The 24,739-nt window shown below is 44.6% G+C and carries 34 protein-coding genes; 3 read left to right on the top strand and 31 right to left on the bottom strand.

The features are described from left to right. Positions 1 to 5 precede the first annotated feature (5 nt). The 26 genes from rplQ to rplC all read right to left on the bottom strand — a co-directional run bounded on the left by rplQ (position 6) and on the right by rplC (position 14,601). Complete coding sequence (gene rplQ, locus V7K45_RS12665) at positions 6 to 356, bottom strand: 50S ribosomal protein L17 (RefSeq protein WP_094349105.1); 351 nt, start codon at positions 354 to 356, stop codon at positions 6 to 8. A gap of 31 nt (positions 357 to 387) precedes the next feature. Next, on the bottom strand, positions 388 to 1,335 hold the full coding sequence (locus tag V7K45_RS12670; protein ID WP_094349104.1) for a DNA-directed RNA polymerase subunit alpha: 948 nt from the start codon (positions 1,333 to 1,335) through the stop codon (positions 388 to 390). A gap of 311 nt (positions 1,336 to 1,646) precedes the next feature. Then, the gene (gene rpsK, locus V7K45_RS12675; protein ID WP_069070761.1) at positions 1,647 to 2,042 is read right to left on the bottom strand and encodes a 30S ribosomal protein S11; all 396 of its coding nucleotides are present in this window, start codon (positions 2,040 to 2,042) and stop codon (positions 1,647 to 1,649) included. A gap of 54 nt (positions 2,043 to 2,096) precedes the next feature. Next, the gene (gene rpsM, locus V7K45_RS12680) at positions 2,097 to 2,477 is read right to left on the bottom strand and encodes a 30S ribosomal protein S13 (protein ID WP_099101135.1); all 381 of its coding nucleotides are present in this window, start codon (positions 2,475 to 2,477) and stop codon (positions 2,097 to 2,099) included. A 115-nt stretch (positions 2,478 to 2,592) separates the two neighbouring features. Beyond that, entirely contained in the window at positions 2,593 to 2,706 is a 114-nt protein-coding gene (rpmJ, locus tag V7K45_RS12685) for a 50S ribosomal protein L36 (RefSeq protein ID WP_015129703.1), read from the bottom strand. A gap of 117 nt (positions 2,707 to 2,823) precedes the next feature. Further along, positions 2,824 to 3,048 carry a translation initiation factor IF-1 gene (gene infA, locus V7K45_RS12690; protein WP_006276978.1) on the bottom strand — a complete coding sequence of 75 codons (225 nt, stop codon included), beginning with the start codon at positions 3,046 to 3,048 and terminating at the stop codon, positions 2,824 to 2,826. A 224-nt stretch (positions 3,049 to 3,272) separates the two neighbouring features. Then, positions 3,273 to 3,827 carry an adenylate kinase gene (locus V7K45_RS12695; protein WP_335003846.1) on the bottom strand — a complete coding sequence of 185 codons (555 nt, stop codon included), beginning with the start codon at positions 3,825 to 3,827 and terminating at the stop codon, positions 3,273 to 3,275. Between the two features lie 2 nt (positions 3,828 to 3,829). After that, the gene (secY, locus tag V7K45_RS12700; RefSeq protein WP_292729126.1) at positions 3,830 to 5,140 is read right to left on the bottom strand and encodes a preprotein translocase subunit SecY; all 1,311 of its coding nucleotides are present in this window, start codon (positions 5,138 to 5,140) and stop codon (positions 3,830 to 3,832) included. A gap of 74 nt (positions 5,141 to 5,214) precedes the next feature. Beyond that, complete coding sequence (gene rplO / locus V7K45_RS12705) at positions 5,215 to 5,658, bottom strand: 50S ribosomal protein L15 (protein ID WP_335003848.1); 444 nt, start codon at positions 5,656 to 5,658, stop codon at positions 5,215 to 5,217. Between the two features lie 103 nt (positions 5,659 to 5,761). Beyond that, positions 5,762 to 6,289 carry a 30S ribosomal protein S5 gene (gene rpsE, locus V7K45_RS12710; RefSeq protein WP_322679498.1) on the bottom strand — a complete coding sequence of 176 codons (528 nt, stop codon included), beginning with the start codon at positions 6,287 to 6,289 and terminating at the stop codon, positions 5,762 to 5,764. 93 nt (positions 6,290 to 6,382) lie between these two features. Next, positions 6,383 to 6,745 carry a 50S ribosomal protein L18 gene (gene rplR / locus V7K45_RS12715; protein ID WP_196518364.1) on the bottom strand — a complete coding sequence of 121 codons (363 nt, stop codon included), beginning with the start codon at positions 6,743 to 6,745 and terminating at the stop codon, positions 6,383 to 6,385. 2 nt (positions 6,746 to 6,747) lie between these two features. Then, positions 6,748 to 7,296, bottom strand: a complete 549-nt coding sequence (gene rplF, locus V7K45_RS12720; protein WP_322665911.1) for a 50S ribosomal protein L6 — start codon at positions 7,294 to 7,296, stop codon at positions 6,748 to 6,750. Positions 7,297 to 7,420: 124 nt separating this feature from the next. Continuing rightward, a complete protein-coding gene (gene rpsH / locus V7K45_RS12725; protein ID WP_094349096.1) occupies positions 7,421 to 7,822 on the bottom strand; it encodes a 30S ribosomal protein S8 in 402 nt (133 codons plus the stop codon). A gap of 20 nt (positions 7,823 to 7,842) precedes the next feature. Further along, complete coding sequence (gene rplE, locus V7K45_RS12730; protein WP_335003852.1) at positions 7,843 to 8,391, bottom strand: 50S ribosomal protein L5; 549 nt, start codon at positions 8,389 to 8,391, stop codon at positions 7,843 to 7,845. A gap of 110 nt (positions 8,392 to 8,501) precedes the next feature. Further along, on the bottom strand, positions 8,502 to 8,855 hold the full coding sequence (rplX, locus tag V7K45_RS12735; protein ID WP_292729115.1) for a 50S ribosomal protein L24: 354 nt from the start codon (positions 8,853 to 8,855) through the stop codon (positions 8,502 to 8,504). Then, a complete protein-coding gene (gene rplN / locus V7K45_RS12740) occupies positions 8,855 to 9,223 on the bottom strand; it encodes a 50S ribosomal protein L14 (RefSeq protein ID WP_099101129.1) in 369 nt (122 codons plus the stop codon). The genes rplX and rplN overlap by 1 nt, the downstream gene beginning before the upstream one ends. Before the next feature lie 46 nt (positions 9,224 to 9,269). Beyond that, complete coding sequence (rpsQ, locus tag V7K45_RS12745; RefSeq protein WP_094349093.1) at positions 9,270 to 9,518, bottom strand: 30S ribosomal protein S17; 249 nt, start codon at positions 9,516 to 9,518, stop codon at positions 9,270 to 9,272. Positions 9,519 to 9,524: 6 nt separating this feature from the next. Then, positions 9,525 to 9,752, bottom strand: coding sequence for a 50S ribosomal protein L29 (rpmC, locus tag V7K45_RS12750; protein WP_289799262.1), 228 nt, complete (start codon positions 9,750 to 9,752; stop codon positions 9,525 to 9,527). Between the two features lie 3 nt (positions 9,753 to 9,755). Continuing rightward, positions 9,756 to 10,181, bottom strand: a complete 426-nt coding sequence (rplP, locus tag V7K45_RS12755) for a 50S ribosomal protein L16 (protein WP_069070775.1) — start codon at positions 10,179 to 10,181, stop codon at positions 9,756 to 9,758. Between the two features lie 94 nt (positions 10,182 to 10,275). After that, positions 10,276 to 11,058 carry a 30S ribosomal protein S3 gene (gene rpsC, locus V7K45_RS12760; protein WP_335003855.1) on the bottom strand — a complete coding sequence of 261 codons (783 nt, stop codon included), beginning with the start codon at positions 11,056 to 11,058 and terminating at the stop codon, positions 10,276 to 10,278. A 53-nt stretch (positions 11,059 to 11,111) separates the two neighbouring features. Next, the gene (gene rplV / locus V7K45_RS12765) at positions 11,112 to 11,468 is read right to left on the bottom strand and encodes a 50S ribosomal protein L22 (RefSeq protein WP_069070777.1); all 357 of its coding nucleotides are present in this window, start codon (positions 11,466 to 11,468) and stop codon (positions 11,112 to 11,114) included. Between the two features lie 80 nt (positions 11,469 to 11,548). After that, the gene (gene rpsS, locus V7K45_RS12770) at positions 11,549 to 11,827 is read right to left on the bottom strand and encodes a 30S ribosomal protein S19 (protein WP_012410721.1); all 279 of its coding nucleotides are present in this window, start codon (positions 11,825 to 11,827) and stop codon (positions 11,549 to 11,551) included. 142 nt (positions 11,828 to 11,969) lie between these two features. Next, on the bottom strand, positions 11,970 to 12,833 hold the full coding sequence (rplB, locus tag V7K45_RS12775; protein WP_335003857.1) for a 50S ribosomal protein L2: 864 nt from the start codon (positions 12,831 to 12,833) through the stop codon (positions 11,970 to 11,972). 86 nt (positions 12,834 to 12,919) lie between these two features. Then, positions 12,920 to 13,234 carry a 50S ribosomal protein L23 gene (locus tag V7K45_RS12780; RefSeq protein WP_069070779.1) on the bottom strand — a complete coding sequence of 105 codons (315 nt, stop codon included), beginning with the start codon at positions 13,232 to 13,234 and terminating at the stop codon, positions 12,920 to 12,922. Then, positions 13,227 to 13,865, bottom strand: a complete 639-nt coding sequence (gene rplD / locus V7K45_RS12785) for a 50S ribosomal protein L4 (RefSeq protein ID WP_289800116.1) — start codon at positions 13,863 to 13,865, stop codon at positions 13,227 to 13,229. Before rplD ends, V7K45_RS12780 begins: the two co-directional genes overlap by 8 nt. A gap of 103 nt (positions 13,866 to 13,968) precedes the next feature. Further along, positions 13,969 to 14,601: a 50S ribosomal protein L3 gene (rplC, locus tag V7K45_RS12790; protein WP_335003859.1), complete on the bottom strand. Its 633-nt coding sequence runs from the start codon at positions 14,599 to 14,601 to the stop codon at positions 13,969 to 13,971. Positions 14,602 to 15,598: 997 nt separating this feature from the next. Between rplC and V7K45_RS12795 the strand changes: the two genes are divergently transcribed. After that, positions 15,599 to 16,075 carry an NAD(P)H-quinone oxidoreductase subunit N gene (locus V7K45_RS12795; protein WP_335003861.1) on the top strand — a complete coding sequence of 159 codons (477 nt, stop codon included), beginning with the start codon at positions 15,599 to 15,601 and terminating at the stop codon, positions 16,073 to 16,075. Positions 16,076 to 16,110: 35 nt separating this feature from the next. Here the strand turns inward: V7K45_RS12795 and V7K45_RS12800 are convergent, their stop codons facing one another. The 3 genes from V7K45_RS12800 to V7K45_RS12810 form a co-directional block, all read right to left on the bottom strand. Then, positions 16,111 to 16,629, bottom strand: coding sequence for a GNAT family N-acetyltransferase (locus V7K45_RS12800; protein WP_335003863.1), 519 nt, complete (start codon positions 16,627 to 16,629; stop codon positions 16,111 to 16,113). Between the two features lie 400 nt (positions 16,630 to 17,029). Continuing rightward, positions 17,030 to 20,323, bottom strand: a complete 3,294-nt coding sequence (locus V7K45_RS12805) for an efflux RND transporter permease subunit (RefSeq protein WP_335003865.1) — start codon at positions 20,321 to 20,323, stop codon at positions 17,030 to 17,032. 68 nt (positions 20,324 to 20,391) lie between these two features. Then, entirely contained in the window at positions 20,392 to 21,843 is a 1,452-nt protein-coding gene (locus V7K45_RS12810; RefSeq protein ID WP_335003867.1) for an efflux RND transporter periplasmic adaptor subunit, read from the bottom strand. 535 nt (positions 21,844 to 22,378) lie between these two features. Here V7K45_RS12810 and V7K45_RS12815 point away from each other — a divergent pair. After that, the gene (locus tag V7K45_RS12815) at positions 22,379 to 22,918 is read left to right on the top strand and encodes a phycobiliprotein lyase (protein WP_335003869.1); all 540 of its coding nucleotides are present in this window, start codon (positions 22,379 to 22,381) and stop codon (positions 22,916 to 22,918) included. A gap of 264 nt (positions 22,919 to 23,182) precedes the next feature. Beyond that, a complete protein-coding gene (locus V7K45_RS12820) occupies positions 23,183 to 23,497 on the top strand; it encodes an RNA recognition motif domain-containing protein (protein WP_194041514.1) in 315 nt (104 codons plus the stop codon). An 84-nt stretch (positions 23,498 to 23,581) separates the two neighbouring features. On the opposite strand, the gene V7K45_RS12825 is transcribed toward V7K45_RS12820, so the two are convergent. Together V7K45_RS12825 and V7K45_RS12830 are read right to left on the bottom strand one after the other, a co-directional pair. Then, a complete protein-coding gene (locus V7K45_RS12825; RefSeq protein ID WP_335003871.1) occupies positions 23,582 to 23,983 on the bottom strand; it encodes a nuclear transport factor 2 family protein in 402 nt (133 codons plus the stop codon). Positions 23,984 to 24,240: 257 nt separating this feature from the next. Next, a complete protein-coding gene (locus V7K45_RS12830; protein ID WP_322701274.1) occupies positions 24,241 to 24,417 on the bottom strand; it encodes a hypothetical protein in 177 nt (58 codons plus the stop codon). Between the last annotated feature and the right edge of the window lie 322 nt (positions 24,418 to 24,739).

A 24,739-nucleotide genomic window follows, 5' to 3' on the forward strand; every position in this document is an offset into this window, starting at 1 on the left:
ATGACTTAAACCAATTCAATTATTGCCATTTTTGCATTATCACCCCGACGCGGTACGGTACGCAGGATGCGGGTATAACCGCCCTGGCGATCGCCATATCGAGTAGGAGCTTGCTCAAATAGAGCGTGAACCAGTTGTTTGTCGAAGATATAGCCAAGGGCTTCCCGACGTGCTGACAAGGAGCCATTTTTGGCTAGGGTAATCATTTTTTCCACTTCACTTCTGAGAACTTTCGCTCTAATTAAAGTGGTGGTGATTTTACCATGACGGATCAGCTCGGTGGCGAGCGATCGCAGTAAAGCACGGCGTTGATCGGCTGGTTTACTGAGTTTTTTGACGCGACAACGGTGACGCATAATTATGCACTATGAATTATGAAGGTTTTTCTTAAGGGTGTTTAGAGCCTCTTTCCATTGGCAGGGTGATGCCCAAGCGTCGCTGCAAAGCTTCCACGACTTCTTCTGCTGACTTCTGCCCAAAGTTCTTAATTTCTAAGAGGTCTTCTTGGGTATAATCCAACAAATCTGCCACTGAGTTAACTTGTGCCCGTTTGAGACAGTTATATGCCCGCACAGAAAGTTGCAACTCTTCGATGGGTATCTGGGCAGTTGGATCGTCTGGAATATCGGAACCTGTGTCTGTTGGTTCTAGGGAGATGTCTTTCAACGGGTTGAATAAATCTACCAAGATTGCAGCGGCCGAAGATAGTGCTTCTTGAGGAGAAATACTGCCATTTGTCCAAACTTCCAACAGTAGTCGGTCTTTTGGAATCAAGCCTTCCCCACGAGATTCTTCAACACTGTAGTTGACTTTTCGCACCGGCATAAATATCGAGTCGATTTGGAGAAAATCCAACGATGTGGCTTCCTCACGTCCTCGCTCTACGGTGCGATAGCCTTTGCCTTTCTCGATCCGAAATTCCATTTCCAGCTTTCCACCCTCAGCGATGGTGGCTACATACTGGGTCTGATCGATGACTTCTACTTCACTGGGCAAATCAAAATGTGCCGCAGTGATTGTTGCTGGGCCGCTAACAAGTAATCTACCAATCTGGGGCTGCGAAGAATAGTTTTTCAGGATAACTTCCTTCATTCTCATGAGGATTTCCAGCACATCTTCCCGCACGCCCGGAACTGTGGCGAACTCATGTGAAACGCCCGCAATCCGCACTGCTGTAACTGCTGTACCTTCTAGATTAGACAGTAAAACCCGCCGCAGTGCGTTGCCAACAGTTGTTCCTTGACCGCGTTCTAGAGGTTCCAATACAAATTTACTGTAATGGTTCCGACTTTCTTCGGTATTCGACTCTACACATTCAATTTGAAACTGCGCCACGGATGAGCCTCCCTTTTTCTAAGGTGCTGCTAACAGACAAATCAATTGCCTCCAGAATTGAATTTATGTCCTGTAGATTATTAGGTCTATCAAACTATTAGTATAAAATTACGGTATAGTTTGACACTCCCATTCAGCTTGCAGGCGCTAATAATATTTTGGGTAGCCCGAAGTTTAACAGCTTTCCCGGCGGGAAAATCTGACACGCTTCTGGTCGCCCAAGCTTTAACTCAATGACAGTTTGCACGTTAGACGCTCAAGCGGTCATTGCTGGCTGTAACTTTTCGTCCTCACTGCCCAAGTTTTAGTATTTAAACTCGACGACGCTTGGGTGGACGACAACCATTGTGAGGAATCGGGGTAATATCCCGAATCAGTGTAATTTCCAGTCCTGCTCCTTGAAGCGCCCGGATAGCGGTTTCTCTACCTGCTCCTGGCCCACTGACCATTACTTCAATTTGGCGCATTCCTTGATCGATAGCTCGACGGGCTGCACTTTCAGCTGCGGTTTGCGCTGCAAAGGGAGTTCCCTTTTTTGCTCCCTTAAAACCGCTAGAACCAGCACTGGCCCAGGAGATGACATCTCCATTTTGATCGGTAATAGTGACAATGCTATTGTTGAAAGTAGACTGGATGTAGGCCATTCCACTGGGTACATTCCGTTTCTGCTTCTTGCTCCCGGTTTTTTTAGTTGGTTGTCTCGCCATACTTGTTTAGTTGATTTAAGGTAAAACTTGCTCGGATTAACAAGCGTTGCAATATTATTTCCCTGGAGCCTTCTTCTTCCCAGCCACTGTCTGCCTTCTGCCTCGACGGGTTCTAGCATTGGTGCGAGTTCTTTGGCCTCTAACTGGTAAGCCCATGCGATGACGACGACCTCTGTAGGTACCAATGTCAACTAAGCGCTTGATGTTCAAAGACTCCAAGCGCCGCAAGTCGCCTTCAACTTGATAGTTGGTTTCTATTTCCCCTCGTAGGGCTGTTACATCGGCATCACTTAAGTCCTTAACGCGAGTATCTGGGTTCACACCAGTTGTCGCTATAATTTCTTGAGCGCGTGATAATCCAATTCCGTAGATATAAGTTAGACCGATCTCGACGCGCTTATCGCGTGGAAGGTCTACTCCGGCAATCCGTGCCACAATGAACTCTCCCTATTATTGTCGCAATTACTGTTGGTTGGAAAAACGTGATTAATCCCGTCTTTTCGTTTTAATGATGATATGCGTCCTGCAACTAGCTCTGTTGGTAAGAGCGTTATCCTTGACGTTGTTTGTGCTTGGGGTTCACGCAAATCACCATAACGCGACCACGACGTTTGATCACGTTACATTTTTCACAAATTTTCTTGACTGAGGCTCTAACTTTCATGCCTTTTATTTTTTGACTCCAAATATAAAATTATAGCATTTCTAGGGAAATTAATCCAGTTAAATGACTAATAAACAGTCAAAAAAATGGTTTTATGGTAAAATTCTCTACATATAGTTACTTTTTGCGTAGTCGATAGGTGATTCTGCCTTTGGTCAAGTCGTAGGGGGTTAACTCCACCTTGACGCGATCGCCGGGCAAAATCTTGATATAATTTCGGCGAATCTTGCCGGAAATGTGTGCTAGCACGTTAAAGCCATTGTCCAAGTCAACGCGAAACATCGCATTGGGCAAGGACTCTGTAACCGTGCCTTCCATTTCAATCAAATCTTGCTTAGACAATTTGTTTTTTCCTCAACTCAACAATTTCGTGTTCAGTTGCAGCGCTTCATCTGCAAAGAAACACATTTTAAGAAATATATCAACAGTTTATTAATATATCTTAGCTAAAATTGATCTTTTTTTTTGGTATGGGGTATAGGGCATGGGGCATGGGGCATTGGGAAAGAATTACTGTAGCTCCTTGCATACTTCCTTGTCTCCCTCATGCCCTTCCCCTTTCTTTTTCAGGAAGCGATTACCTTTTGTAGTTCATCAGTGACATCTTCTTGGGACTGATTGCCATTGACTGTTAGGAGTTTTTTGCGATCGCCGTAATAATTAATTAAAGGTGCAGTTTCAGCGCGGTACACTTCTAAACGACGACGAATCACCTCTTCGGTATCATCTTTTCGTCCTCTAGCTAGCAAACGTGCGATGACAATTTCATCTGGTGCATCTAAATTGACTACTTTTTCGCCACCTTGATGTATTGCTTCCAGTAATTTCTCCAAAAAAGCTGCTTGGGTCACTTTCCGGGGAAATCCATCAAGAATCCAACCATTTTTGGCATCTGGTCGATCGAGGCGCTCCTGTACCAAGTCTTCCACTAGCTGGTCGGGTACTAACTCGCCGCTATCAACATAGCTTTGAGCTTTGATTCCTAAAGGAGTTTGCTCTTTCATAGCTTGCCTTAATATTTCGCCCGTAGAAATATGGGGAATATTCAAGTGTTCAGCCAAGGTTTGAGCTTGTGTTCCTTTACCCGCTCCAGGTGGCCCCAAGAAGATTAATCGCGTCACTATTATTTCACCATTCCTTCATAGCGCTGAGAGATAACATAGGTTTGGACTTGTTTGGCTGTCTCAATTGCCACACCAACTAAAATTAACAACGAGGTTGCACCTATTCCCCGGAAAGTTTTCACATTCAAAGCGCTTTCTACGGCTGTGGGGATAATAGCAACAAAGCCCAAAAAGATCGCACCCAAAAAAGTTAGTCGGTTGGAAACGCGTTCGATATACTCGCTAGTTGCTTTCCCAGGACGAATGCCAGGAATACTAGAACCCATTTTCTTCAAGTTCTGCGCCACATCTACCGGGTTGAGAATCAACGAAGAATAGAAGTAGCTGAAGAAAACAATGGAAACCATGTAAACCAAGGCATAGACCCAGGAACTAGAACCGCTTGGACTCAAATAAGTGTTAACTATATTCGCCAAATCGGCATTTTTAGTAAAATTGGCGATTAGCAGTGGCAAACTGAGGATGGCAGCAGCAAAAATAATTGGCATCACGCCGCCTTGATTTAGCCGCAGTGGCAGATAACTACGCTGCTCTGCCAAAACTCGACGACCTACTTGGCGACGAGCCGAAATAATTGGAATGCGGCGCATTCCTTCCTGCACAATCACAATACCAACAATTGTTGCGAGGAAGACTAAAATCAGCACGATCACCCGACCAACTGCTTCCCTACCACCGACTTGCACCAAATCGATGGTATCGCCTAAAGCTTTTGGTAATGACGCAACAATGTTGACAAAAATCAACAATGATGCACCGTTGCCAATACCCCGTTCTGTAATTAGTTCTGATGCCCACATGACGAACATCGAACCAGCAGTCAGAGCGATCGCAGTTTCAGCGACAAATATGGGCCCTGGCTTGAGGGCGAATTGCTGGAGGAATAATGCCGAAAAAGCTGTACTTTGAAGAATTGCCCAAACTACAGTGACATAGCGGGTAATTTGCGATATTTTTCGCCGACCGGCTTCCCCTTCATTTTTCTGTAAATTTTCTAAAGATGGAATCGCCGCGGTGAGCAATTGGATGATAATAGACGCATTAATGAAGGGCAAAATTCCTAAAGCAAAGACTCCCAAAGTCGAAAGTCCTCGCCCAGAAAATATATCCAATAAGCCGAAAATGGAATTACTGCCCGATATAGCTTCGGCAAATCTCGGTCTATCAATCCCTGGCACGGGTAAGAAAATACCCAGGCGAACCAAAATTAAAATACCGACAGTGACAAGCAGCCTACCTCTGAGGCCAGCTGCCTGCGCCATCTGCATAAAAGTTTCTTGAGCCGTTGGGGCTTTATCTCGACTGATCATAGAGTGCTACCTTTATAGTGAACCAAGCACTGGCAGCGAGTTGGCTTGCATTTAAGTGCGCTGTTCCGGCTCACTCATAAGACTTCACAACTACCACCAGCTGCCTCAATTTTGCTACGAGCTGAACCTGTGAAAGCTGCCGCTTGTACCTTGAGCGGAATGCTCAATTCCCCGTTCCCTAAAACTTTCAGTGGCCCCTTGACAGCAGTCAGGATACCTGCGGCTTTCAATGAGGTCAAAGTTACTTCCGTATTCGCGGGAAGGGAAGCTAGCTTCTCTACATTAATCGTAGTGTAAATCTTCTGATTAACAATCGGAAAGCCCTTCAGCTTAGGTAAGCGGCGGTACAATGGCTGTTGACCACCTTCAAAACCTGGTCGAGTCCCACTACCAGAACGAGATTTTTGACCCCGCATACCTAAACCAGCACTAGCGCCTTGTCCGGCAGAAATACCTCTGGCTACACGGCGCTTGCGTTTCTTTGAGCCTTTTTGCGGCTTAACATCATGGAGTCTCATAAGTTATCAAGTTCTCATTTGTCGTTTGTCATTTGTCGTTTGTCATTTGTCATTTGTCCTTTGTTATTCACTAATGACTCATGACCAATGACTAATGACTAAATTAGATGTAGAGATTTTGAATAGGAATACCGCGATCTTCGGCGACTTCAGCAAGGGTACGCAGTGTAGATAAGGCATTAACTGCGGCTCTAGCATTATTGAGCGGATTGTTGGAGCCTAGTTGCTTGGCTAAGACGTTACGAACTCCGGCTAATTCCAACACAGTTCGCACAGCACCACCAGCGATTACCCCAGTACCAGGTGCGGCTGGACGCATCAGCACTTTTGCACCGCCACCGACACCATCAATAGGATGGGGGATAGAGTTGGATTTGGTGATTGGGATATCAATGAGGTGTTTTTTGCCGTCGGCTACGCCTTTTTTAACGGCACCTATTACATCTGAAGCTTTGCCTACTCCAACTCCAACCTGACCGCGTTCGTTACCAACGACAACGATCGCTCGGAAGCTGAGTTTTTTACCACCTTTGACCACTTTACTTACGCGGCGGATTTGGATAACCCGCTCTTGCCAAGTGGTTTCTTCTTTTTTGGCACGCTTTGTTCTACTTTTACGCTCTGTTGCCATAATTTATGCTCTGGTGAACGTCATTTGTCAGTTGTCATTTGTCATTTGTCCTTTGTCATTTGTCCAATAACTAATGACTAATGACCAATGACTTTAGAAATCTAAACCAGCTTCGCGTGCTGCATCAGCGAGTGCTTTTACACGACCATGATATAAGTTACCACCGCGATCGAAGACTACTTTGGTGATGCCTTTTTCTAGCGATCGCACTGCAATCAACTTACCAACTTGTACCGATGCATCGCGGTTTGCACATGACGCTAAACTAGATTTCAACTCTGGTTCTACAGTCGATGCAGCCACGATGGTTTGATGCTGAGTATCATCAATTACTTGGGCATAAATATGCTCATTAGAACGGAATACCGCTAAACGTGGACGTTCTGGGGAGCCAATCACTTTGCCGCGAACGCGTCGATGACGACGGTTTTTTGATTCTCTACGAGTAAGTTTCATTTCTACTTCTTACCACCCTTACCAGTCTTACCAGCCTTCCGTCTGACCACTTCACCGGCATAGCGAATGCCTTTACCTTTGTAAGGTTCTGGTGGACGAACGGCACGAATTTTGGCGGCTGTGTTACCTACGATTTCTTTGTCATAGCCACTGACAATGACATTAGTAGTACCTTCTACAGCAAATTGAATTCCATCTGGTGGTTCAATTTGCACCTGATGGCTATAACCCATGTTTAAAACTAAGTTACGCCCTTGAATTTGTGCCCTGTAACCAACACCTTGGATTTCCAAACGGCGCTGAAAACCTTGGGAAACTCCCTCGACCATGTTGGCAACTAAAGTGCGGCTTAAGCCGTGCAATTGCTTCGATGTCCGAGTTTCATCCCGACGATTGACGTGTAATATTTCCCCCTCTTGAGAGAGTGAGACATTATCTCTGAGAGTGCGAGAAAGTTCTCCTTTCGGGCCTTTCACCACAATATTCGTACCATTGATCGCCACTTGAACTTTGGCGGGAATAGTAATTGGACGTTTACCAATACGAGACATGACTTTTTGTCCTTTGTTATTTGTCCTTTGTCCTTTGTCCTTTGTCCTTTGTTTTTCACTAATACTTCGACTACGCTCAGTACAAGTGACAAATGACTAATGACCAATGACTAATGACCAATGACTACCAAACGTAACAAAGTACTTCGCCACCCAAGTTTTGACGCCGCGCTTCGCGGTCAGTCATAATGCCACTGGATGTAGAAATAATGGCAATGCCAATGCCGCCTAGTACCCTTGGTAATTCTTTTCGATTTGAATAAACACGCAAGCCAGGCTTACTGACCCGCTTTAAGGCGGTGATCAGAGGCTGACGGTTTTTTCCCTTGTATTTCAGGGAAATCACCAGATTGCGTTTTACTCCTTCTTCTGCTTCTTCGATTTCAGCAATAAAGCCTTCCTCCCGTAGCACTTTGGCAATGCTTCGGGTCAATTTTGTAGCTGGCACTTGTGTAGTTTGATGCCGCGCCAGGTTGGCATTGCGGATGCGCGTCAGCATATCTGCAATTGTGTCGTTAGCCGCCATCGTTCCCTCTATAGATGAACTTATTGATCGCGAAAAGGCATTCCTAATTCTTTAAGTAAGGCGCGTCCCTCTTCGTCGTTTTTTGCTGTGGTGATGATGGAAATATCCAGCCCACGCACTTGATCGATGCTGTCGTATTCGACTTCTGGAAAAATTAGCTGTTCTCTCACGCCCAGAGTGTAATTACCGCGTCCGTCAAAGCTTTTAGGGCTAACGCCGCGAAAATCTCGAATTCTGGGTAGTGACAGGCTAACTAGTCTGTCGAAAAAGGCATACATCCGTTCGGCTCTGAGTGTCACCATGATCCCCACAGGCATCCCTTGACGAATCTTAAAGCCAGCGATCGCCTTTTTCGCCCGTGTCACCACTGGTTTTTGACCAGTGATCGTTGAAATTTCGTTTATGGATGCTTCCAGCGACTTCGCATTTTGAGCTGCTTCACCCAAACCTCGGTTAATCGTAACCTTTACTAACTTCGGTACTTGATGAACGTTGGTATATTGAAACTGATTAATCAGTTTGGGGACGATCGTCTCTTGATATAAGGTTTTGAGTCTTGTTGTCGCCATAGTTTTTTGTCCTGATATCCCTGGGCTTGGTCAGGGAAACTTTAATTTTGGATTTTAGATTTTGGATTTTGGATTAAATTTAAAATCTAAAATTTCAAGTTGGCTAATTCTTATTTATCGAGAATTTCGCCAGTTTTCTTGAGTTTTCTGACCTTTTTACCTTCTGAGGTAAAGGTGTAACCAACACGACTAGCAACGTTTTGCTTGGTGGAATAAAGCATCACATTGGAGCTATGAATTGGGAATTCTTGGGTAATAATTCGCCCTGATTCCCCTTCTTGCTGGGGTTTGACGTGCTTGGTCTTGATGTTGACACCTTTGACGATGACTTTACTCAGTTGAGGAAGTGCTTGGATAATTTCACCAACCTTTCCTTTGTCTTTGCCAGCAATCACTTGTACGGTGTCGCCAGTTTTGACGTGCATTTTGTGAAATACTTTGGGCGTACCCTGTTTGGTTGCCATTAAAGCACCTCCGGAGCCAGAGAAACAATTTTGGTGAAGTTTTTATCGCGCAGTTCCCGTGCAACTGGGCCAAAAACCCGTGTGCCTCTTGGATTACCGTCTTTGTTGATGATTACAGCAGCGTTATCATCAAAGCGAATACTCATACCGCTGTCACGATTTACAGCTTTCCGAGTCCGAACAATTACTGCTTCTACCACATCAGACTTTTTAACAGCCATGTTGGGTGTAGCATCTTTGACAACTGCGATAATTTTATCGCCAATAAAACCATAACGACGGTTGCCTCCGCCTAAGATGCGGATGCACATCAGTTTGCGGGCGCCGCTATTATCTGCGACATTCAGGTAAGTCTGGGGTTGAATCACAATTATTCTCCCTTGTAATGTTGTTAGCTTCTAACAACGATGAGGTTTAAGTAGGCTTGACGTTCAGGACTTCTGTGATTTTCCAGCGCTTGGTTTTACTCAGGGGTCTAGTTTCCTGAATGCGAACGCGATCGCCTACTTTACACTGATTTTCTTCGTCGTGAACTTTATATCGTTGGGTGTTAACCACAATCTTGCCGTACTTGGGGTGAGGAGCGCGGTTTTCTATGGCGACTACCACAGTTTTTTGCATTTTATCGCTCACTACCAAGCCAACTCGTTCTTTAACTGCCATAATCTCCTACTTTGCTTCTTTAGCCGATTGACTTGCTGCCCGTTTGCGTTCTGTTTCTAGCGTCAGCAATTGGGCTAGGCGGTGGCGCAATTGCCGGAACTGATGGGGCTTTTCTAATTGTCTGGTGGCTTTTTGCAAGCGCAATTGAAATAGTTGTCTTTTGATCGCGACAATTTCATCAGAGAGCTTCTCGTCGCTTAATTCTCTAGCTTCTGAAATCTTGGGAAGAGGCATAAGCTACTCCTGCTCCTGTGGTTGAGAGCGCACAATAAACTTAGTTTTGATGGGCAGTTTAAATGAAGCCAAACGCATCGCTTCACGAGCGATTTCTTCAGAAACTCCACCAATTTCAAACAAAATTCGTCCTGGCTTGACTACAGCTACCCAAAACTCTGGATTACCTTTACCGGAACCCATCCGGGTTTCAGCAGGACGCATGGTTACTGGTTTATCAGGGAAAATCCGAATCCAGATTTGTCCACCCCGACGAATATAACGAGTCATTGCCCGACGGGAAGCCTCGATTTGACGCGAGGTAATCCAAGCAGGTTCTTGAGCTTGGAGTGCAAAATCACCGAAGTTGAGGGTACTACCACGGCTGGCTAGTCCTTCCATCCGTCCGCGCTGTTGTTTGCGGAATTTAGTTCTTCTAGGGCTTAACATGATTGGCTACTAGGTACTGGGCATTGGGCATTGGGCATTGGGCATTGGGCATCGTCAATTCTCTATGCCCCATGCGCCATGCCCCATTCCCTTTTTATCCTTCATTTGAGCGGTCTTCAAATTGCTGGCGACGGCGTTGTTGTTGACGGCGACGGGGTTCCCGGTCGCGATCGCGGGGGTCACGTTCGCGATCGCGGCTTGCGGGTGGCAGTGGATCTGGTTCCTGTCCAGGAATAATTTCTCCCTTAAACACCCATACTTTGATACCCAAAATGCCGTAAACAGTTTTTGCTGTGCAATAAGAGTAGTCAATGTCAGCCCGTAAGGTATGTAAAGGTACTCTACCTTCACGAGTCCACTCTGTCCGGGCAATTTCCGCACCGTTGAGGCGACCGCTAACTTGGATTTTAATACCTTGAACACCAGCGCGTTGGGCACGTTGAATCGATTGCCGCACTACCCGCCGAAAGGAAACCCGACGTTCCAATTGTTGAGCAATGTATTCGGCAATTAGGTAGGCATCAGCATCAACTCGTTGAACTTCAACTACGTTAATCCGAATTTGACGATTACTACCCAACAATCCTTGGAGTCCGGTACGTAAGGATTCAATACCTTGTCCACCGCGACCCACTACTACCCCAGGTCTAGCTGTGCGTACTTCTAAGTCGATTTGGTCGGCTTTGCGCTCAATCCGTACTTCGGAAATTCCGGCGTTGTTTTGAGCCTGCCTACCCAGCTTTTGTTCTATGTATTGACGGAGTTTGTGGTCTTCTTGGAGAAGTTCTGGATAGCGATCGGGAACAGCAAACCAACGGGATTGATGTTCATGTGTAATACCCAGGCGAAAACCAACTGGATGAATCTTTTGTCCCACGAATGCTTCCTCTAAAATTTCTTACTTTACGCAATTTATTCCTGTAAAAAAGCTTATTTTTCTGGGGCGGCTGCAACGGCCACAGTAATATGACACGTCGGTTTGCGAATTTGGTAAGCTCGACCTTGCGCTCTTGGTTGGAAGCGCTTCAACGGCGGCCCTTGATCGGCATAAGCTTGAGTAATTACAAGTTGAGTCCGATCTAACCCAGCGTTGTGTTCGGCATTGGCAGCAGCGCTTCTGAGAACCTTCAAGATGGGTTCAGTAGCGCGATAGGGCATGAATTCCAGGATGATTAACGCTTCTCGGTAAGATCGCCCGCGGATTTGATCGAGTACCCGACGCACCTTGTAAGCCGAGATGCGGATAAAACGAGCGATCGCTTTTACTTCAGTAGTATTAGTAGCCATAATTTTCTCCAATTTTGTCATTTGTCATTTGTCACTTGTCACTTGTCTTTAGCTAATGACTAATGACTAATAACTAATAACTACCTACCTGCTTTTTTGTCGCTTTTTCCATGACCCCTGTAGGTGCGTGTCGGGGCAAATTCACCCAACTTATGTCCTACCATCTGTTCATTTACAAAAACGGGAACGTGTTGGCGTCCGTTGTGAACAGCTATAGTATGTCCTACCATTAGAGGCAAAATTGTCGAAGCTCGTGACCAAGTTTTAATAACTTCTTTTCTGTTGTTGTCGTTGAGCTTTTCAATTTTCTTTAAGAGATGATCCGCAACAAAAGGACCTTTTTTTAGAGAACGACCCATAGTTCAATTTTGGATTTAGGATTTAGGAATTAGGATTTAGAATTTCGGATTTTGGATAATTAGGTATCTAATCAGGTTTCACAAATTTTCAATGTTCACAAGTAGACCCCAATCTAAAATCCAAAATCTAAAATCTAAAATTCTATGATTCACGACCACCGCGACCGCGTTTAGAAGACTTACGACGACGACGCACAATCAACTTGCTGCTAAGTTTCTTGCGATTGCGTGTCTTCGCACCCAATGTGGGTTTACCCCAAGGTGTAACAGGCCCCGATCTACCGATAGGCGCTCTACCTTCACCACCACCATGTGGGTGATCCACTGGGTTCATGACGCTACCTCTAACTTTAGGACGGCGACCTTTCCAGCGATTTCGTCCGGCTTTACCTGCACTCAGGTTTCTCGCATCGGTGTTGCCTACTTGCCCAATGGTGGCGTAGGACTCGCGTCGAATCAAGCGGACTTCTCCTGAAGGCAACTTGAGAGTTACATAATTACCTTCTTTTGCCACAACTTGAGCGCTAGCACCAGCAGCACGCACAATTTGACCACCTTTACCAGGGGTCAGTTCTACGTTGTGAACACTAGTACCCAAAGGAATCTTCGAGAGCGGTAAGGCATTACCATCTTCAAAGGGAGCTTCAGGGCCAGAAATAATTATTGTTCCAACTTTCAACCCGTTGGGGTGAAGGATGTACCGTTTTTCGCCGTCTTGGTAATACAAAAGGGCAATTCTGGCGTTGCGGTTAGGATCGTATTCAATTGCTGCGACTTTTGCCGGAATATTATGTTTATCCCTTTTAAAATCGATGATCCGATAAAGCTGTTTATGTCCGCCACCCCGGCGACGACTAGTAATCCGTCCGTGATTATTCCGACCTTTGGCGCGATGCTTCGAGGTTGTTAGGGATTTTTCTGGCTCGGTTCTGGTAATTTCCGCAAAGTCAGAGATTGTAACTTGGCGAGTGCTGGGGGTATAAGGGCGATAAGAACGGGTACCCATATTTTTACAGTGCTGAGTGCTGAGTGCTGAGTGTTGAGTTTTGAGTGTTGAGTTCAGTAACTCTTAACTCCTAACTCAAAACTTTTTTAGACTTCTGGGAATAGAACTTGTCTAATCTTGTCTTCATCCCCAGGTGCGACGGTAACAATGGCTCGCTTATATTGGGGTTTATAACCAATAAATTTACCAACGCGCCGCTTTTTGCGCGGTGGTAGAGTGGTGTTGACTTTTACAACCTTGACCTGAAACAAGTCTTCGATCGCAGCCTTGATTTCTGGCTTTGATGCCTTTGGAATTACTTCAAAGGTGTACTTGTTTTGCTCCATCAAGATGGTCGCTTTCTCGGTGACGATTGGGCGACGTACTAAGTCGGCAAGGTCGCGGGGGTCAAAGCTAGGCACTGTAGACCTCCTGAATTTTTTCTAGGGCTGATGCCGTAACTACAATTTTGTCAGCGTGCAGTAAATCAAAAACATTTAGCTGGTCGGCTGCAATTAGTTTTAAATTTTCAATGTTGCGGGCTGATAAATAAACGTTATCTGTATCCGCAATTTCAGACAAAATCAACAGTGCCTTGCTTTCTGGTACTATTCCCCAACGCGCAAGCGCTGCCACTAATTCTTTAGTCTTCGGGCGAGATAGCTCGGTGCTAAATTCTTCTACTACGATCAAGTCGTCAATACGACCGACAAATGCTGTCCGCAGCGCTAAACGTCGCTCTTTGCGGTTCAATTTCAGGTCGAAATCTCTAGGCTTTGGCCCAAAGATCACACCACCACCACGCCACAATGGCGAACGAATAGACCCTGCACGAGCGCGACCAGTACCTTTTTGCCGCCAAGGTTTACGACCGCCACCTCTAACTTCCGCACGAGTTTTTGTGCTGGCATTTCCTTGACGAGCATTCGTCAATTGCCGTACTAAGGCGCGGTGTACAATATGAGACGCTGTTCCTTCTTTGGCAACGCGCAATTCGAAGGTCGTCTCGCCGACCTGTTCTCCTTGCCAATTTTTAACTACGCTTTCAACCATCTTTGTTATCTGTCCTTTGTCCTTTGTCATTTGTCATTGGTCTTTTGTCATTTGTCCTTAGCCAATGACTTTTGACTAATGACTTTTGACTAATGACTTTTGACTATCCCACTGTTTTTGCAGGCACAACACTTACTAGAGCGCCTGGTTTACCAGGTATAGCTCCCTTAATCAGCAATAAGTTGCGTTCTGGATCTACTCGCACTATGGTCAGTTTGCGGATTGTAATACGTTTTCCACCCAAACGACCTGCCATCCGCTTACCTGGATAGACACGACCGGGTGTTGTACCAGCACCAATAGAACCGGGTGCTCTGTGGTTTTTGGAACCGTGTGACATTGGCCCGCGACCAAAGTTGTTGCGCTTCTGGTTTCCCGCAAAGCCGCGACCGATGCTTGTACCGACGACATCGACAATTTGACCAGCGCTAAAAATATCTGCTTTAATCTCTTGACCTAAAGCATAATCACTAGAGCTATCGGTGTGATATTCATTTAAGTGACGCAATGCTGGGGCAGATGATTTCACCAAATGACCCAGTAGTGGTCTGTTTAGTGCCTTGGGTTTAACTTCGCCATAACCAACTTGAATGGCAAAGTAACCGTCGGTTTCTTTCGTTTTAACTTGTGTAACGGTGCATGGCCCTGCTTGAATGACAGTTACAGGAATAGATACTCCTGCTTCGTCAAATATTTGGGTCATGCCCAGCTTGGTGCCGAGAATACCTACAGACACAGTAACTGGTTCTCCTTTCTACTTGCTGACCTTGGAATTGGACTTTAGAGGACACGCTTTGTACGCATCAGTTTAGGCTGGGTTAGCCTGCGAAATTTGGAATGGTTTCAATAAACCGCTCCAAATGCTTTCGGACACAACAAACCGTGTCCTTACTGCTTGGTGAATCTGTTTAGCTTCACTCATTAGATCACCAGAACAGCCACAAGTCTCTTCCCGTTGGGAAGGAGTAACTTCTGGAATCAATGCAAGGCGCTACAGCTTTAAGCTGTGTGCAGCAATGCTTTCGTCCAAGCAATTGCTCTGGCACTTTCTGGAGGCAGCGCTGTCGGCGGGTTTTCCGATTTGTACACGCCTGAAGGGCGGCTTCCCGGAGATTGGCTACTGCCGTGTTGCAGTTGGACTTAAGCGGTTATTACCGCCCAGTATCCGTTAACTGAGACTGACGTAATGCCATGAAACCAACATTGCTGCTCAGTTTTACTTCCTTAAACACCTTAAACTATTGTTTAAGCTTTTGCCTGCTTTTTTTTAGAGGCACAGGAGTAAACGTACCTTGAAGCTTAGGATTAACTTTAGTTATTCTTCCATAAGCTCTGATGTTGACCTGAAAGCTTTCTTAGTTTACCAGTCTACGATCGCTCTGAGTTAGATTATCCAATTTGGATTCAGTCATCAGTTTTTGATGCTAACACTACTTCAGAATGACAGTAAAAAGTCAACCCAATTTGCGTTTTTGGTCACAATCTAATAATATAAATTATTTATTTATGTTTGTCCAGTAATTTATAGAGCTATTTTTAGGGAGTGGGGGAGCAGGGGAGCAGCACTTCGGCTACGCTCAGTGACCAAGGAGAAGTTGCAGTAAGTTCTTTCCCCTCTGCCCCTTTGCACCTCTGCCTCTTGTACCCAATGCCCAATAACCAAAAAAAATGCTTTTAATCTATCGGTTCAGGGTAAATAATAGAAATATCTAAGTGGGATAAGACGAAAATCTATGGCACTAATTACCACTGGCAACGGTTTAATCCGCGATCTGGAAAAATTTGGCGCTCTGGGAGTGTATGTACCTCTGGAAGGAGGTTATGAAGGTCGATATCAGCGCCGATTACGGGCAGCTGGCTATACTACCCTTCACATTACTGCTAAAGGACTGGGTGATTTAGCTGCGTATCTCACAAGAATTCATGGAGTCAGACCTCCTCATCTTGGGAAAAAAAGCACTGGTAGTGGTGCCGCAGTAGGTCATGTGTACTATTTACCGCCAATTCTCAATTCTCATCTAGAACAGCTACCACCAAAATCAAAGGGGCTGGTCTTGTGGATTATTGAAGGGCATATTCTTTCCAATGAGGAACTTGAGTATTTGACGAATTTGCCTCAGCTAGAACCACGAGTGAGAGTAGTCATTGAGAGGGGTGGCGATCGCTCTTTCCGTTGGACTTCTCTAGAAAAAACTCTGTTAGCTAGTTAGTCCTTTGTCATTAGTCATTAGTCATAAGCTTATGACTAATGGCTCAATTCAATCAGCATTTCAATAATGCTGATTCGAAAACCACAAGATGCAAATAACCGCCGTGAAGCCTCGTTAGCATTTGCTGTATCTAGACGAATTTGCTTGACGCCCATCTGATGAAAGCGTTCAACACTTAGCATCACCATCTGCCGCGCAATTCCGTTTTGGCGATATTCCGGCTCGACCCAGATATCATGAATAAAAGCAAATTCCTGTAACCGATAAATTGGGATTTCTCGCTCAACTGTTGCTACCAGAAACCCTACAATTTGCCCTTCATTTTCGGATACTAGAAATACACTGCGTACGCTGGAAGCGTCGGCGTTCGCGTCGCGTCTCGTAGAGAAGCCATCGCTATTTGCCAAACGCGTCAACCATTTCTCATAACGCTGTTCTGGATGCGGTAGAAAACCATACTTAGCAGAATCCCAAGACTCATGCAAAGCACAAATTTTGGCAACCATTGGTAAAACTGCGGGTACGTCAGTTATTGTGGCGGGGCGGATCAGCATAAGCTTTTAAGCACAAAAGGCACGAACAAGAAAGAATGCCTTTCAGTGAGGTATTAGTTTTTATTCACTTACTCAGCCAAGATTATCGTTTTGTTGACCCTGAGCGTCATAAACTTTGAGAAACTTTGTTTTTAGGATTGGAGAAAGGCTGGCATGGTTATACCATTTTAGATTTTGGATTGGGAATTGCCTTGGTGCGTCTGGCTTGGTGTGAATCCATCTGTCGCAATCATTTTTCAAAATGGTATTAGAACAGGGCGATGTCTAAGTGCCTGTCTGAAATGGTTATAAGGTTGAGAAGCTATGGCAAACGGTTCTCTATTTATAACCATCCCAGAAACAAACAGTAAGCGCGATCGCGGATAAAATCGGTATTGCGCTAGTGCAACTTAAATGCTTATTAGCTGATAAGTTTTTTCGTAACTCCACGCAATCGGTTTAACACTGGCTTTGCCCAATTTCCACCTAGCAAATCGTGCAGCAGAATATAAAAACAGGGGATGATAAATAATGTCAGCATCGTTGCGATCGCCATCCCAAAGAAAACTACAATCCCTAAAGGCTGCAAAAACTCAGAACCTTCGCCAATGCCTAATGCCAAAGGAAACAGTCCCAAGATAGTGGTGACTGTGGTCATAATAATTGGGCGCAAACGTTGAGGTGCAGCTTTCATGATGGCAATTTGACGACTACAACCAATTTCATCCCGAATTTGGTTCGCTAGTTCTACCATGAGAATCCCTGCGTTCACCACAATTCCCACCAGCAGAACGACACCAACAATTACAGTTGCGCCAATTGCAGTTTGGGTAATGTAAAGTCCAAAAATTCCCCCAGCTAAGGCTAGTGGTACGGTGAACATAATTACCAATGGGTCAATCAGCGAATTGTATTGTACCGCCATGACTACAAAGATTAAGAACGTCGCCAACGCCCCCAAAGTTTTTAAAGCATCTTGAAGTTGTTGATTAGTTTCTTGGGCAGAACTAGGCACAATTGAAACGCCATCAGGTAAGTCTACATCCTTGAGTACTTCGTTGACTTCTGCGATCGCTTCACCAAGACTAGCTCCCTCGCTGAGATTTCCTGCCACAATAAAAGCTTGGCGCTGATTAATCCGTTGCACCTCACCAGGCGCTTGACCTTCTTGAATATTCGCAACGTCTGAAAGGCGGATTAGCTGATTGTTTTCTGTAAATAGCGGTAATTGCTCTAGTTGGGAAGGACGCTGAATAGCTTCCTTATTTAGCTGCACCCGCACATCAACTAAACGATTACCGCGTTGAATTTGCGTGGGAACTGAACCTTCGATTGCTGTTTGAACTGTTGCACCAATTTGTTGAGCGCTCAACCCTAAAGCTGAAACTCGTTCCCAGTCGGGGCGAATTTGGATTTCCGGTTGTCGAGGATCGGCATCTGGCCGGAACGTTGCCAATTTTGCTCTTTCCTGCAATGCTTGCAGCACTTGTGCCCCTGCTTGCGTTAAGTTTTCTTCATTCTCACCTTGCAGAATCACGTCAACTTCTGACCCTTGCACTGGAGAATTACTCAAGATTAAACCCCGCACCTGACCAGGATTGAGGCGCAGCAGAATTCCTGCTAAGTTGAGTTTGTTAAATTCCTGAGTTACTTTTTTGACGAAAGCTTCGACATCTGTGCCTGGTTTTAGATTGATGGTGCTACTGGCACGTAAAGGATTCTCTGTAGTATTGCTACCAAACAAAGAACCACCCACAGTTGTGAAAGCAGACTCGGTTTCTGGTTGTTTGAGCAAAATGTCATCGACAATTTGCATAACTTTTTCAGAAGTTGCTAAAGGTGTACCGGGAGGAAACTGCGCTCTCAAGTTAGCTTGACCAGTACTGATCCGGGGTAAAATTTCTTGGGGAATTTGACCAAACATAAAAAAGCTGCTGCCGCCTAAAATTCCCAAAGCAGCGATAACGACGAGGAGTCGATAGCGTAAAACCTTTGTTAAGAAGTTACCGTATCCTCGCGTAGCATCTTCAAATCGGTGATTAAACTGCCTAAGCAGCCAAAATTCACTAATCCGACTAGACCAGCGAATTCCCAAGAGTCGAGAAGACAGCATCGGTACTACTGTGATGGCGACGACAAGGGATGCTGCAACTGCGAAGCTAATTGTCAGAATTAATTCATTAAATAGCAGTGCAATAAAGCCGCCAATTAAGAGGAATGGCACTACAGAAACTAAGTTGGCACCTGTAGCAGCAACTAAAGCAGATTCTACTTCTTGGGAAGCTGCGATCGCACTATCAATAAAGAATCTTGAATTTCTCCCCTTCTCCTCTGCTCCCCTGCTCCTCTGCTCCCCTGCCTCCATCTCTTTTTGATTGGGAGTCATCCCTGTTTTCTCGGAAATGTTCTCCAAGATCACAACCGATGTATCAATTGCTTGACCGACTCCTAATGTCAGACCTGCCAAACTGAATACATTCAAAGTCAAGCCAAATATTCTCATCAAAGCGATCGCTGCTAGAGTACACAGCGGAATCGTCAAACTGATAATAAATGTTTGCCTGAACGATCCCAAAAATAACAATACTGCTGCGGCTGCTAATAATGCCCCAGAAATCCCCGAAAAGATGACATCATTCAAAGAATTACGGATGAAGACAGATTCATCTGTAGTGGGACTCAAAGTCATGTCTGCTGGAATTAAACCTGATTGCCGTAATTGTTCAATTCGCCGCTTAACAGCATCTACAACTGTGATTGTGTTGGCTTCAGGCTGCTTTTGGATTGAAAATTTCACCGCAGGCTGACGATTTAGGTAAACAAATACTCGCTGTTCTTCTGTATCGTCAATTACCTCTGCAAAGTCTCGCAAGTAGACGCGGCGGGAAGGTGCAGGGGAGGCAGGGGAAGCAGAGGAGGCAGGGGAGGCAGGGGAGGAAACTTCCAAGGAAAGGTTTTCAATTTCCTTGGCATTTTGGAAGCGTCCGACAGTCCGAGTCAATGGCTCGGAATTTTGCCCCAGAATCCGACCGCCAGAAGTGTCTTGGTTACGGGCTGTTAATTCATTTAAGACATCATTTAATCCGACACCCAAAGCTTGTAATCGGTTTAAGTCAACAAGCACTCGTACTTCTTCCTCTGCACCGCCAGATACATCAACTGAAGCGACTCCCGGCACAACACTGAGTTCACGGGTTAACTCTTCATCAGCAAATACGCGTAAATCTTTCCCTTGTAACGAGGTAGATGTCAGCGCCAATTCATAAACCGGCAATTGAGAAGGATCGACTTTAAATAAGCGCGGCTCCTCTATCGTATCTGGCAGTTGTCCTCGCCCTCGGTTAAAAGCAGCAGTAGCATCGTTTAGGGCTTGGTCAATATCGCCCCCTGGTTGGAAGTATAAATCGAGGCTTACCTGTCCCTCACGAGTACGAGAAAAAACTTGCACTACATTCTCAGTTGCTGCTAAAGCTTCTTCTAAGGGTCTGGTAATTTCATCTACTGCTACTTCTGGTGAAATACCAGGGGCTTCTAGCCGAACCCCAATTCGCGGATAGGTAATTGACGGTAGAAGATCGACTTGGATCGTTGTGAGAAAAAATACCCCAATGACAATTACTGCCACGGTGAGCATGAGTGTGCCAATGTGTTGGCGGATAGCGATCGCACTAAGGCTAAATCCGCCATTGCCATTATTATTGTTTGCCTGTTGCATGATACTAAGTGATAAGTGCTGACTACTGAGTACTTTTTTCTTTTGGATGGTGGTTATTGCTCACCCTACTATTGCTTTTCTGAAAGAATTGAAAGACTTACAGTGTCACCTTCTTTTAACGGCTTACCACTACGAACAACATAGCGCTCTCCTGCTTGCAAACCGGATAAAATTTCCACTTTGCCATCAGCCTTTTGTCCTAATGTGACAGCACGCGTCGCTACTTTCGTCTTACCATCTGTGTCTTTCACCACAAATAGCGTCCCCGATGAGTTTTCTTGCTCTTTCTGTGCTGCCTTTGTTGCTCCTGCTTGTTTTTGAATCGCTGTTTGCGGCACTACTACACGCTGTTGAGTCTGGGTTTGAAAATTGACTCGCGCCAGCAGTCCACTACCAATTTTCCCTTGAGTGTTGGGAATCACGACTTCTACAGGTATCAAGCGAGCTGTGGCATCGGCAGCTGGAGAAATGCGGGTAACTCTGCCAATTAATGTTTCCTTGGGGAAGGCATCTAAGCGGACTTGTACAGACTGTCCAACCTGAATTTGTGCCAATTCTAATTCGGAAACTTGGACGACGACTTTAACACGGTTAAAGTCGCCAATTTTCAAAACTTCACTACCTGCTTGCAGAAGGTTGCCTGGTTCTGTCACCTTTTCTGTGACTACGCCAGTGATGGGAGATACCAGCCGAGTATAAGACCTGCGCTCTTTGGTTTGGGCAACCAATGCTTGTTGAGCAAGTACTCTACCTTGGGCCGCGGCGACGGCTTGCTGTTCTGTGCGTACTTGCTCTTGAGCTGCCCGGAGTGCCTGGGCGGCTGTTTTTGCCTGGGTACGCGCTTGCTGGGCAGTTTGTTCAGCGATCGCTCCAGCTTTGAACAACCTCTGCTGTCGTTCTGAGTCTGCTTGAGCTTGTACTACTTCTAGCCGCGCCCGTTCAACGTCTGCACGGGCATTGCTTACCTGATTGGTTGCCCTAGCTACTTCTGATTTGAGGGCAGCTAGCTCTGCTTCTGCTTGCTTTAATTCGGTCGAAAGTATGGCATCATCTAACCGCCCGACGTTTTGCCCAAGTTTTACTGTATCGCCCACATCTAAGTTTAAAGCCAACAACCGAGCTTCTACTTGCGATCGCAGTGACACAATTCGGAAGGGTGTTGTATTACCTGTGTATTCTGGTTGTGTTTGTAGCGTCTCAGTTCGAGCGATCGCTGCATCTACAGCCGTTGCACTACCACCACGTTGTCCACTACCAGGACTCTGAGATTGTGCATCAGCTGGTTCTTCCTTGGGGAGCGCTCCACAATTCGCTGTCAGCAGTCCTATGCCCAGCAAACAGGGAATCAATAATATGGATGCGAAAGGGGAAGACACTTTTGTGTCAAAGCTACTTTTTGTTTCTGCAACAGCCATATCAGTCTTCACAACTGAATCTAACTGGGTATTAATTACCTGGTTAGCGGCTGCGAAAGGTAAGATTTTCGCCTGCTTATGCGGCTTATTTCTGTCCAAAATCATTTTTTTTCTCGTATTTGGGGAGCTTTTTGGGTTAAACAGCCGTGCATTACCAAGTAATTTTGAGACATTATGAACAGTGAAAAGCGGCGAGAGTCAATTAACGATCTTCTTGCAGAATTTTGTATCAAAAATTACTTTTTATTCAAAAAAATTCTCACCACTTTAACTCATTACATTGATTCGGCAGCTTTTTAGCTGTCGATGCAATTATTAACTCAGTATTCAGTATAAATATTTTTAAATTTCTTGGAATCTGCCCTTGGTAGAAGACTTGCGTTGACTGGAGATACGCGAATTTTGCGCCCTTTCTTCTAAAATTTGCAGTATTTAAATAATTATACTTAGGCTTACATAGCCAGATTTAATGTAGTTAGCAAAATGCCTAGTAATTTTTACGTTCGATCCAATATATTAAGAATAGTAAACATAAATTGCTTTTTTTAACGCTGTCATATTTCGATCGGGCGATTGCATATACAGCCAAGAAAAAGGCGATATATATTACAGCCACCAATATTAGTCAGGAAAGTTACAAGTGACATCATTGCTAAAAATTGCCCAAACTGCTGACGAAGCCCAGATTTCCGAATTTTTCCAGGAATCAGAGGGTAAGTGGCGATCGCAACGGCGCTACTACACCCTACCCAAGGGAGAAACTAAAGAGATGGAGAGTATAGTTACAATCGATTTTCTCAAGCCGGGCTGTGATGAATTGCAAAACCTAGCTCAGATGCACGATTTGCCTGATACAGGTAGTTTGATCTGTGGTGCAGCAGTTACATGGGAAAGTATGGATGTACTCAAGGACAGGAAAGAGTCGCAAGGTTCGACAATATTTGGAGCTTTAGGAAATATTTTGTACCGCGATCGCGGTTTTGCCATATCCAAACCAGTCACCGCCCAGTATTATTTCTCCAATCCTAAAACAATGTGTTTGCGAACTGAGTACAACGGTTCAGTCTTTGAAGAAGAGTTAAAGCTAATTGGCAGCAAATACCGCACCAGACAAACCATTATTTCCCGTGCTGGTGAGCAGTTGATGATTGGTCAATATTTAGAAAAGAGAGTGGATTAGTCGATCTCGTGGGTGCGGTTCACTAAAGCTTCACCCGTTTTGAGACTAGCCAGCATCTAGCTGTTAACCGCTTATATAACTTTTTATAACAGTTTTTCAAACTTTTTCCTAGAAAGTTGGTTGCTATGTCATCATGGGAAGTGAAATGAGAATTAATTCGGCGACAGTGTTTGTTTTTAGTATTGACAGGCTTTTTCCTTTTGGTATTACAGACTTCTCTCCGAAATCTAAATCTCTACAAACTTATGATTTTGGAGACATTTGATGTCAATTTACGTTGGTAACCTCTCCTATGATGTTACACAAGATGCGCTAAGTGCTGTATTTGCAGAATATGGTGCTGTAAAGCGCGTTCAACTACCCACTGACCGTGAAACAGGTCGTTTACGCGGCTTTGCTTTCGTGGAAATGAGTTCAGAAGATGAAGAAGCGAAAGCTATTGAAGCTCTTGATGGTGCTGAATGGCTTGGTCGCGACCTCAAAGTAAATAAAGCCAAGCCCAAAGAAGACAGAAGTGGTGGTTCCTTTGGGAACCGTGGTGGTGGCGGCGGCTACAACCGCAGCAACAACCGCTACTAAGCTTAATTGAATTTAGAAAAGGCTCAAGCAGGAATGCTTGAGCCTTTTTTATGCGAAACTTTGATTTTAAATAATTTTGGCCAATTATTCATCATACTGCACTGATGATTCTCTAACCAAAGTGCCCTGATGAAAGATCATTTTCCATCGATCGTTGTTTAATTTCCAGATGGAACTTCGCAGCGAATGAACAGGTTGTTCGTCAGATATATGTCTGACTATACGATAAGTTACCAAAACAACCCCTGTTGCTAAAACTAACGTTTTGAATTCTGTTATCAATCTTTGAGTCAGGGGTTGGATGGGTTCATTCTGTAAGCTCTCGATAATTTGCTGTTTATTAAAAACACGCCCTGAGCTTCCGAATTCAATGAACTCGTCAGCAAGTAAATCCATGATATCTTTCGCTGACTTTCGGACATCGGGTTGAAGCAAACGCTCCTCCAACTCACGAAAAAGTGATTCTTCTAAATAGTCTACTTTCATATATGTTTTTATGTTTTGAAGACTAATTGGATAGTGGCAGATATGATTAGGCAATCGCTACTAACGCTACTAATTATATTTTGCGATCGCTTTGAACTTTAATTTTTATACGAGCGCACCCTTGGGCAAGTTAATTAAAAAAACCCGCTGATTGGTAGGGATTTCAGCGGGGTTAAATAATACAGTTTTTTTTCAGATAAACCAACACTAAACTTAATACAGAGCTACTAGAAACTTTTACGACTAATAGTAACTATTTATAAGTGTTTATGAACTAGCTTTTTAGCATGATGTCTGTGATGTTTAGTATGATGAACTTTAGCAGATTTTACGCTAGGATGATGGATAGTTTTAGCTTGAGCTTGAGATGCAAAAGCAGTTACAGGTGCAGCAAAAATTAGAGCCAAAAGTAAAGCTTTAGCGAACTTATTCACTTGAAAAATCCTCATTAGGTAATCAACAATTTAACTATCCAATAGACGTATGTCATAAGTTTGTAATTGAGATGAACCTTTCATGTCTGTTTTTACATTCGTCAAATATAGGATTTACTCGGTTAAGGCAAGAGACGCGATGAATCGCCGTCTCTACAATCTAGAATTTCATCAAAAAAGCTTAATTGAATTGTATTGAGGCTTACGCGGAATACTGGGCTAAAAAACAATACGGTTCAGTTAAGGCTGAAAATCTTGTAAAGTAAGCATTGTCCCAAGAATGAAAATCAGCGTGTGGAGCATCTCAAAGATTTTTCATTAA

Source organism: Nostoc sp., from assembly GCF_036917375.1.
In the GTDB taxonomy this organism is placed as follows: domain Bacteria; phylum Cyanobacteriota; class Cyanobacteriia; order Cyanobacteriales; family Nostocaceae; genus Nostoc.

Coding starts and splice junctions, on each gene's coding strand:
- rplQ (WP_094349105.1), bottom strand. CDS start 356: ATGCGTCACCGTTGTCGCGTCAAAAAACTCAGTAAACCAGCCGATCAA.
- rplO (WP_335003848.1), bottom strand. CDS start 5,658: ATGAGACTCCATGATGTTAAGCCGCAAAAAGGCTCAAAGAAACGCAAG.
- rplD (WP_289800116.1), bottom strand. CDS start 13,865: ATGGTTGAAAGCGTAGTTAAAAATTGGCAAGGAGAACAGGTCGGCGAG.
- rpsE (WP_322679498.1), bottom strand. CDS start 6,289: ATGGCAACAGAGCGTAAAAGTAGAACAAAGCGTGCCAAAAAAGAAGAA.
- rplP (WP_069070775.1), bottom strand. CDS start 10,181: ATGTTAAGCCCTAGAAGAACTAAATTCCGCAAACAACAGCGCGGACGG.
- rpsH (WP_094349096.1), bottom strand. CDS start 7,822: ATGGCGGCTAACGACACAATTGCAGATATGCTGACGCGCATCCGCAAT.
- rplX (WP_292729115.1), bottom strand. CDS start 8,855: ATGGCAACCAAACAGGGTACGCCCAAAGTATTTCACAAAATGCACGTC.
- rplE (WP_335003852.1), bottom strand. CDS start 8,391: ATGGCGACAACAAGACTCAAAACCTTATATCAAGAGACGATCGTCCCC.
- rplR (WP_196518364.1), bottom strand. CDS start 6,745: ATGAAACTTACTCGTAGAGAATCAAAAAACCGTCGTCATCGACGCGTT.
- V7K45_RS12820 (WP_194041514.1), top strand. CDS start 23,183: ATGTCAATTTACGTTGGTAACCTCTCCTATGATGTTACACAAGATGCG.
- V7K45_RS12795 (WP_335003861.1), top strand. CDS start 15,599: ATGGCACTAATTACCACTGGCAACGGTTTAATCCGCGATCTGGAAAAA.
- V7K45_RS12800 (WP_335003863.1), bottom strand. CDS start 16,629: ATGCTGATCCGCCCCGCCACAATAACTGACGTACCCGCAGTTTTACCA.
- rpsK (WP_069070761.1), bottom strand. CDS start 2,042: ATGGCGAGACAACCAACTAAAAAAACCGGGAGCAAGAAGCAGAAACGG.
- V7K45_RS12810 (WP_335003867.1), bottom strand. CDS start 21,843: ATGATTTTGGACAGAAATAAGCCGCATAAGCAGGCGAAAATCTTACCT.
- rpmJ (WP_015129703.1), bottom strand. CDS start 2,706: ATGAAAGTTAGAGCCTCAGTCAAGAAAATTTGTGAAAAATGTAACGTG.
- rpsQ (WP_094349093.1), bottom strand. CDS start 9,518: ATGGCAGTTAAAGAACGAGTTGGCTTGGTAGTGAGCGATAAAATGCAA.
- V7K45_RS12805 (WP_335003865.1), bottom strand. CDS start 20,323: ATGCAACAGGCAAACAATAATAATGGCAATGGCGGATTTAGCCTTAGT.
- V7K45_RS12825 (WP_335003871.1), bottom strand. CDS start 23,983: ATGAAAGTAGACTATTTAGAAGAATCACTTTTTCGTGAGTTGGAGGAG.
- rpsS (WP_012410721.1), bottom strand. CDS start 11,827: ATGGGTCGTTCTCTAAAAAAAGGTCCTTTTGTTGCGGATCATCTCTTA.
- rpmC (WP_289799262.1), bottom strand. CDS start 9,752: ATGCCTCTTCCCAAGATTTCAGAAGCTAGAGAATTAAGCGACGAGAAG.
- secY (WP_292729126.1), bottom strand. CDS start 5,140: ATGATCAGTCGAGATAAAGCCCCAACGGCTCAAGAAACTTTTATGCAG.
- rplB (WP_335003857.1), bottom strand. CDS start 12,833: ATGGGTACCCGTTCTTATCGCCCTTATACCCCCAGCACTCGCCAAGTT.
- rplF (WP_322665911.1), bottom strand. CDS start 7,296: ATGTCTCGTATTGGTAAACGTCCAATTACTATTCCCGCCAAAGTTCAA.
- rplV (WP_069070777.1), bottom strand. CDS start 11,468: ATGGCTACTAATACTACTGAAGTAAAAGCGATCGCTCGTTTTATCCGC.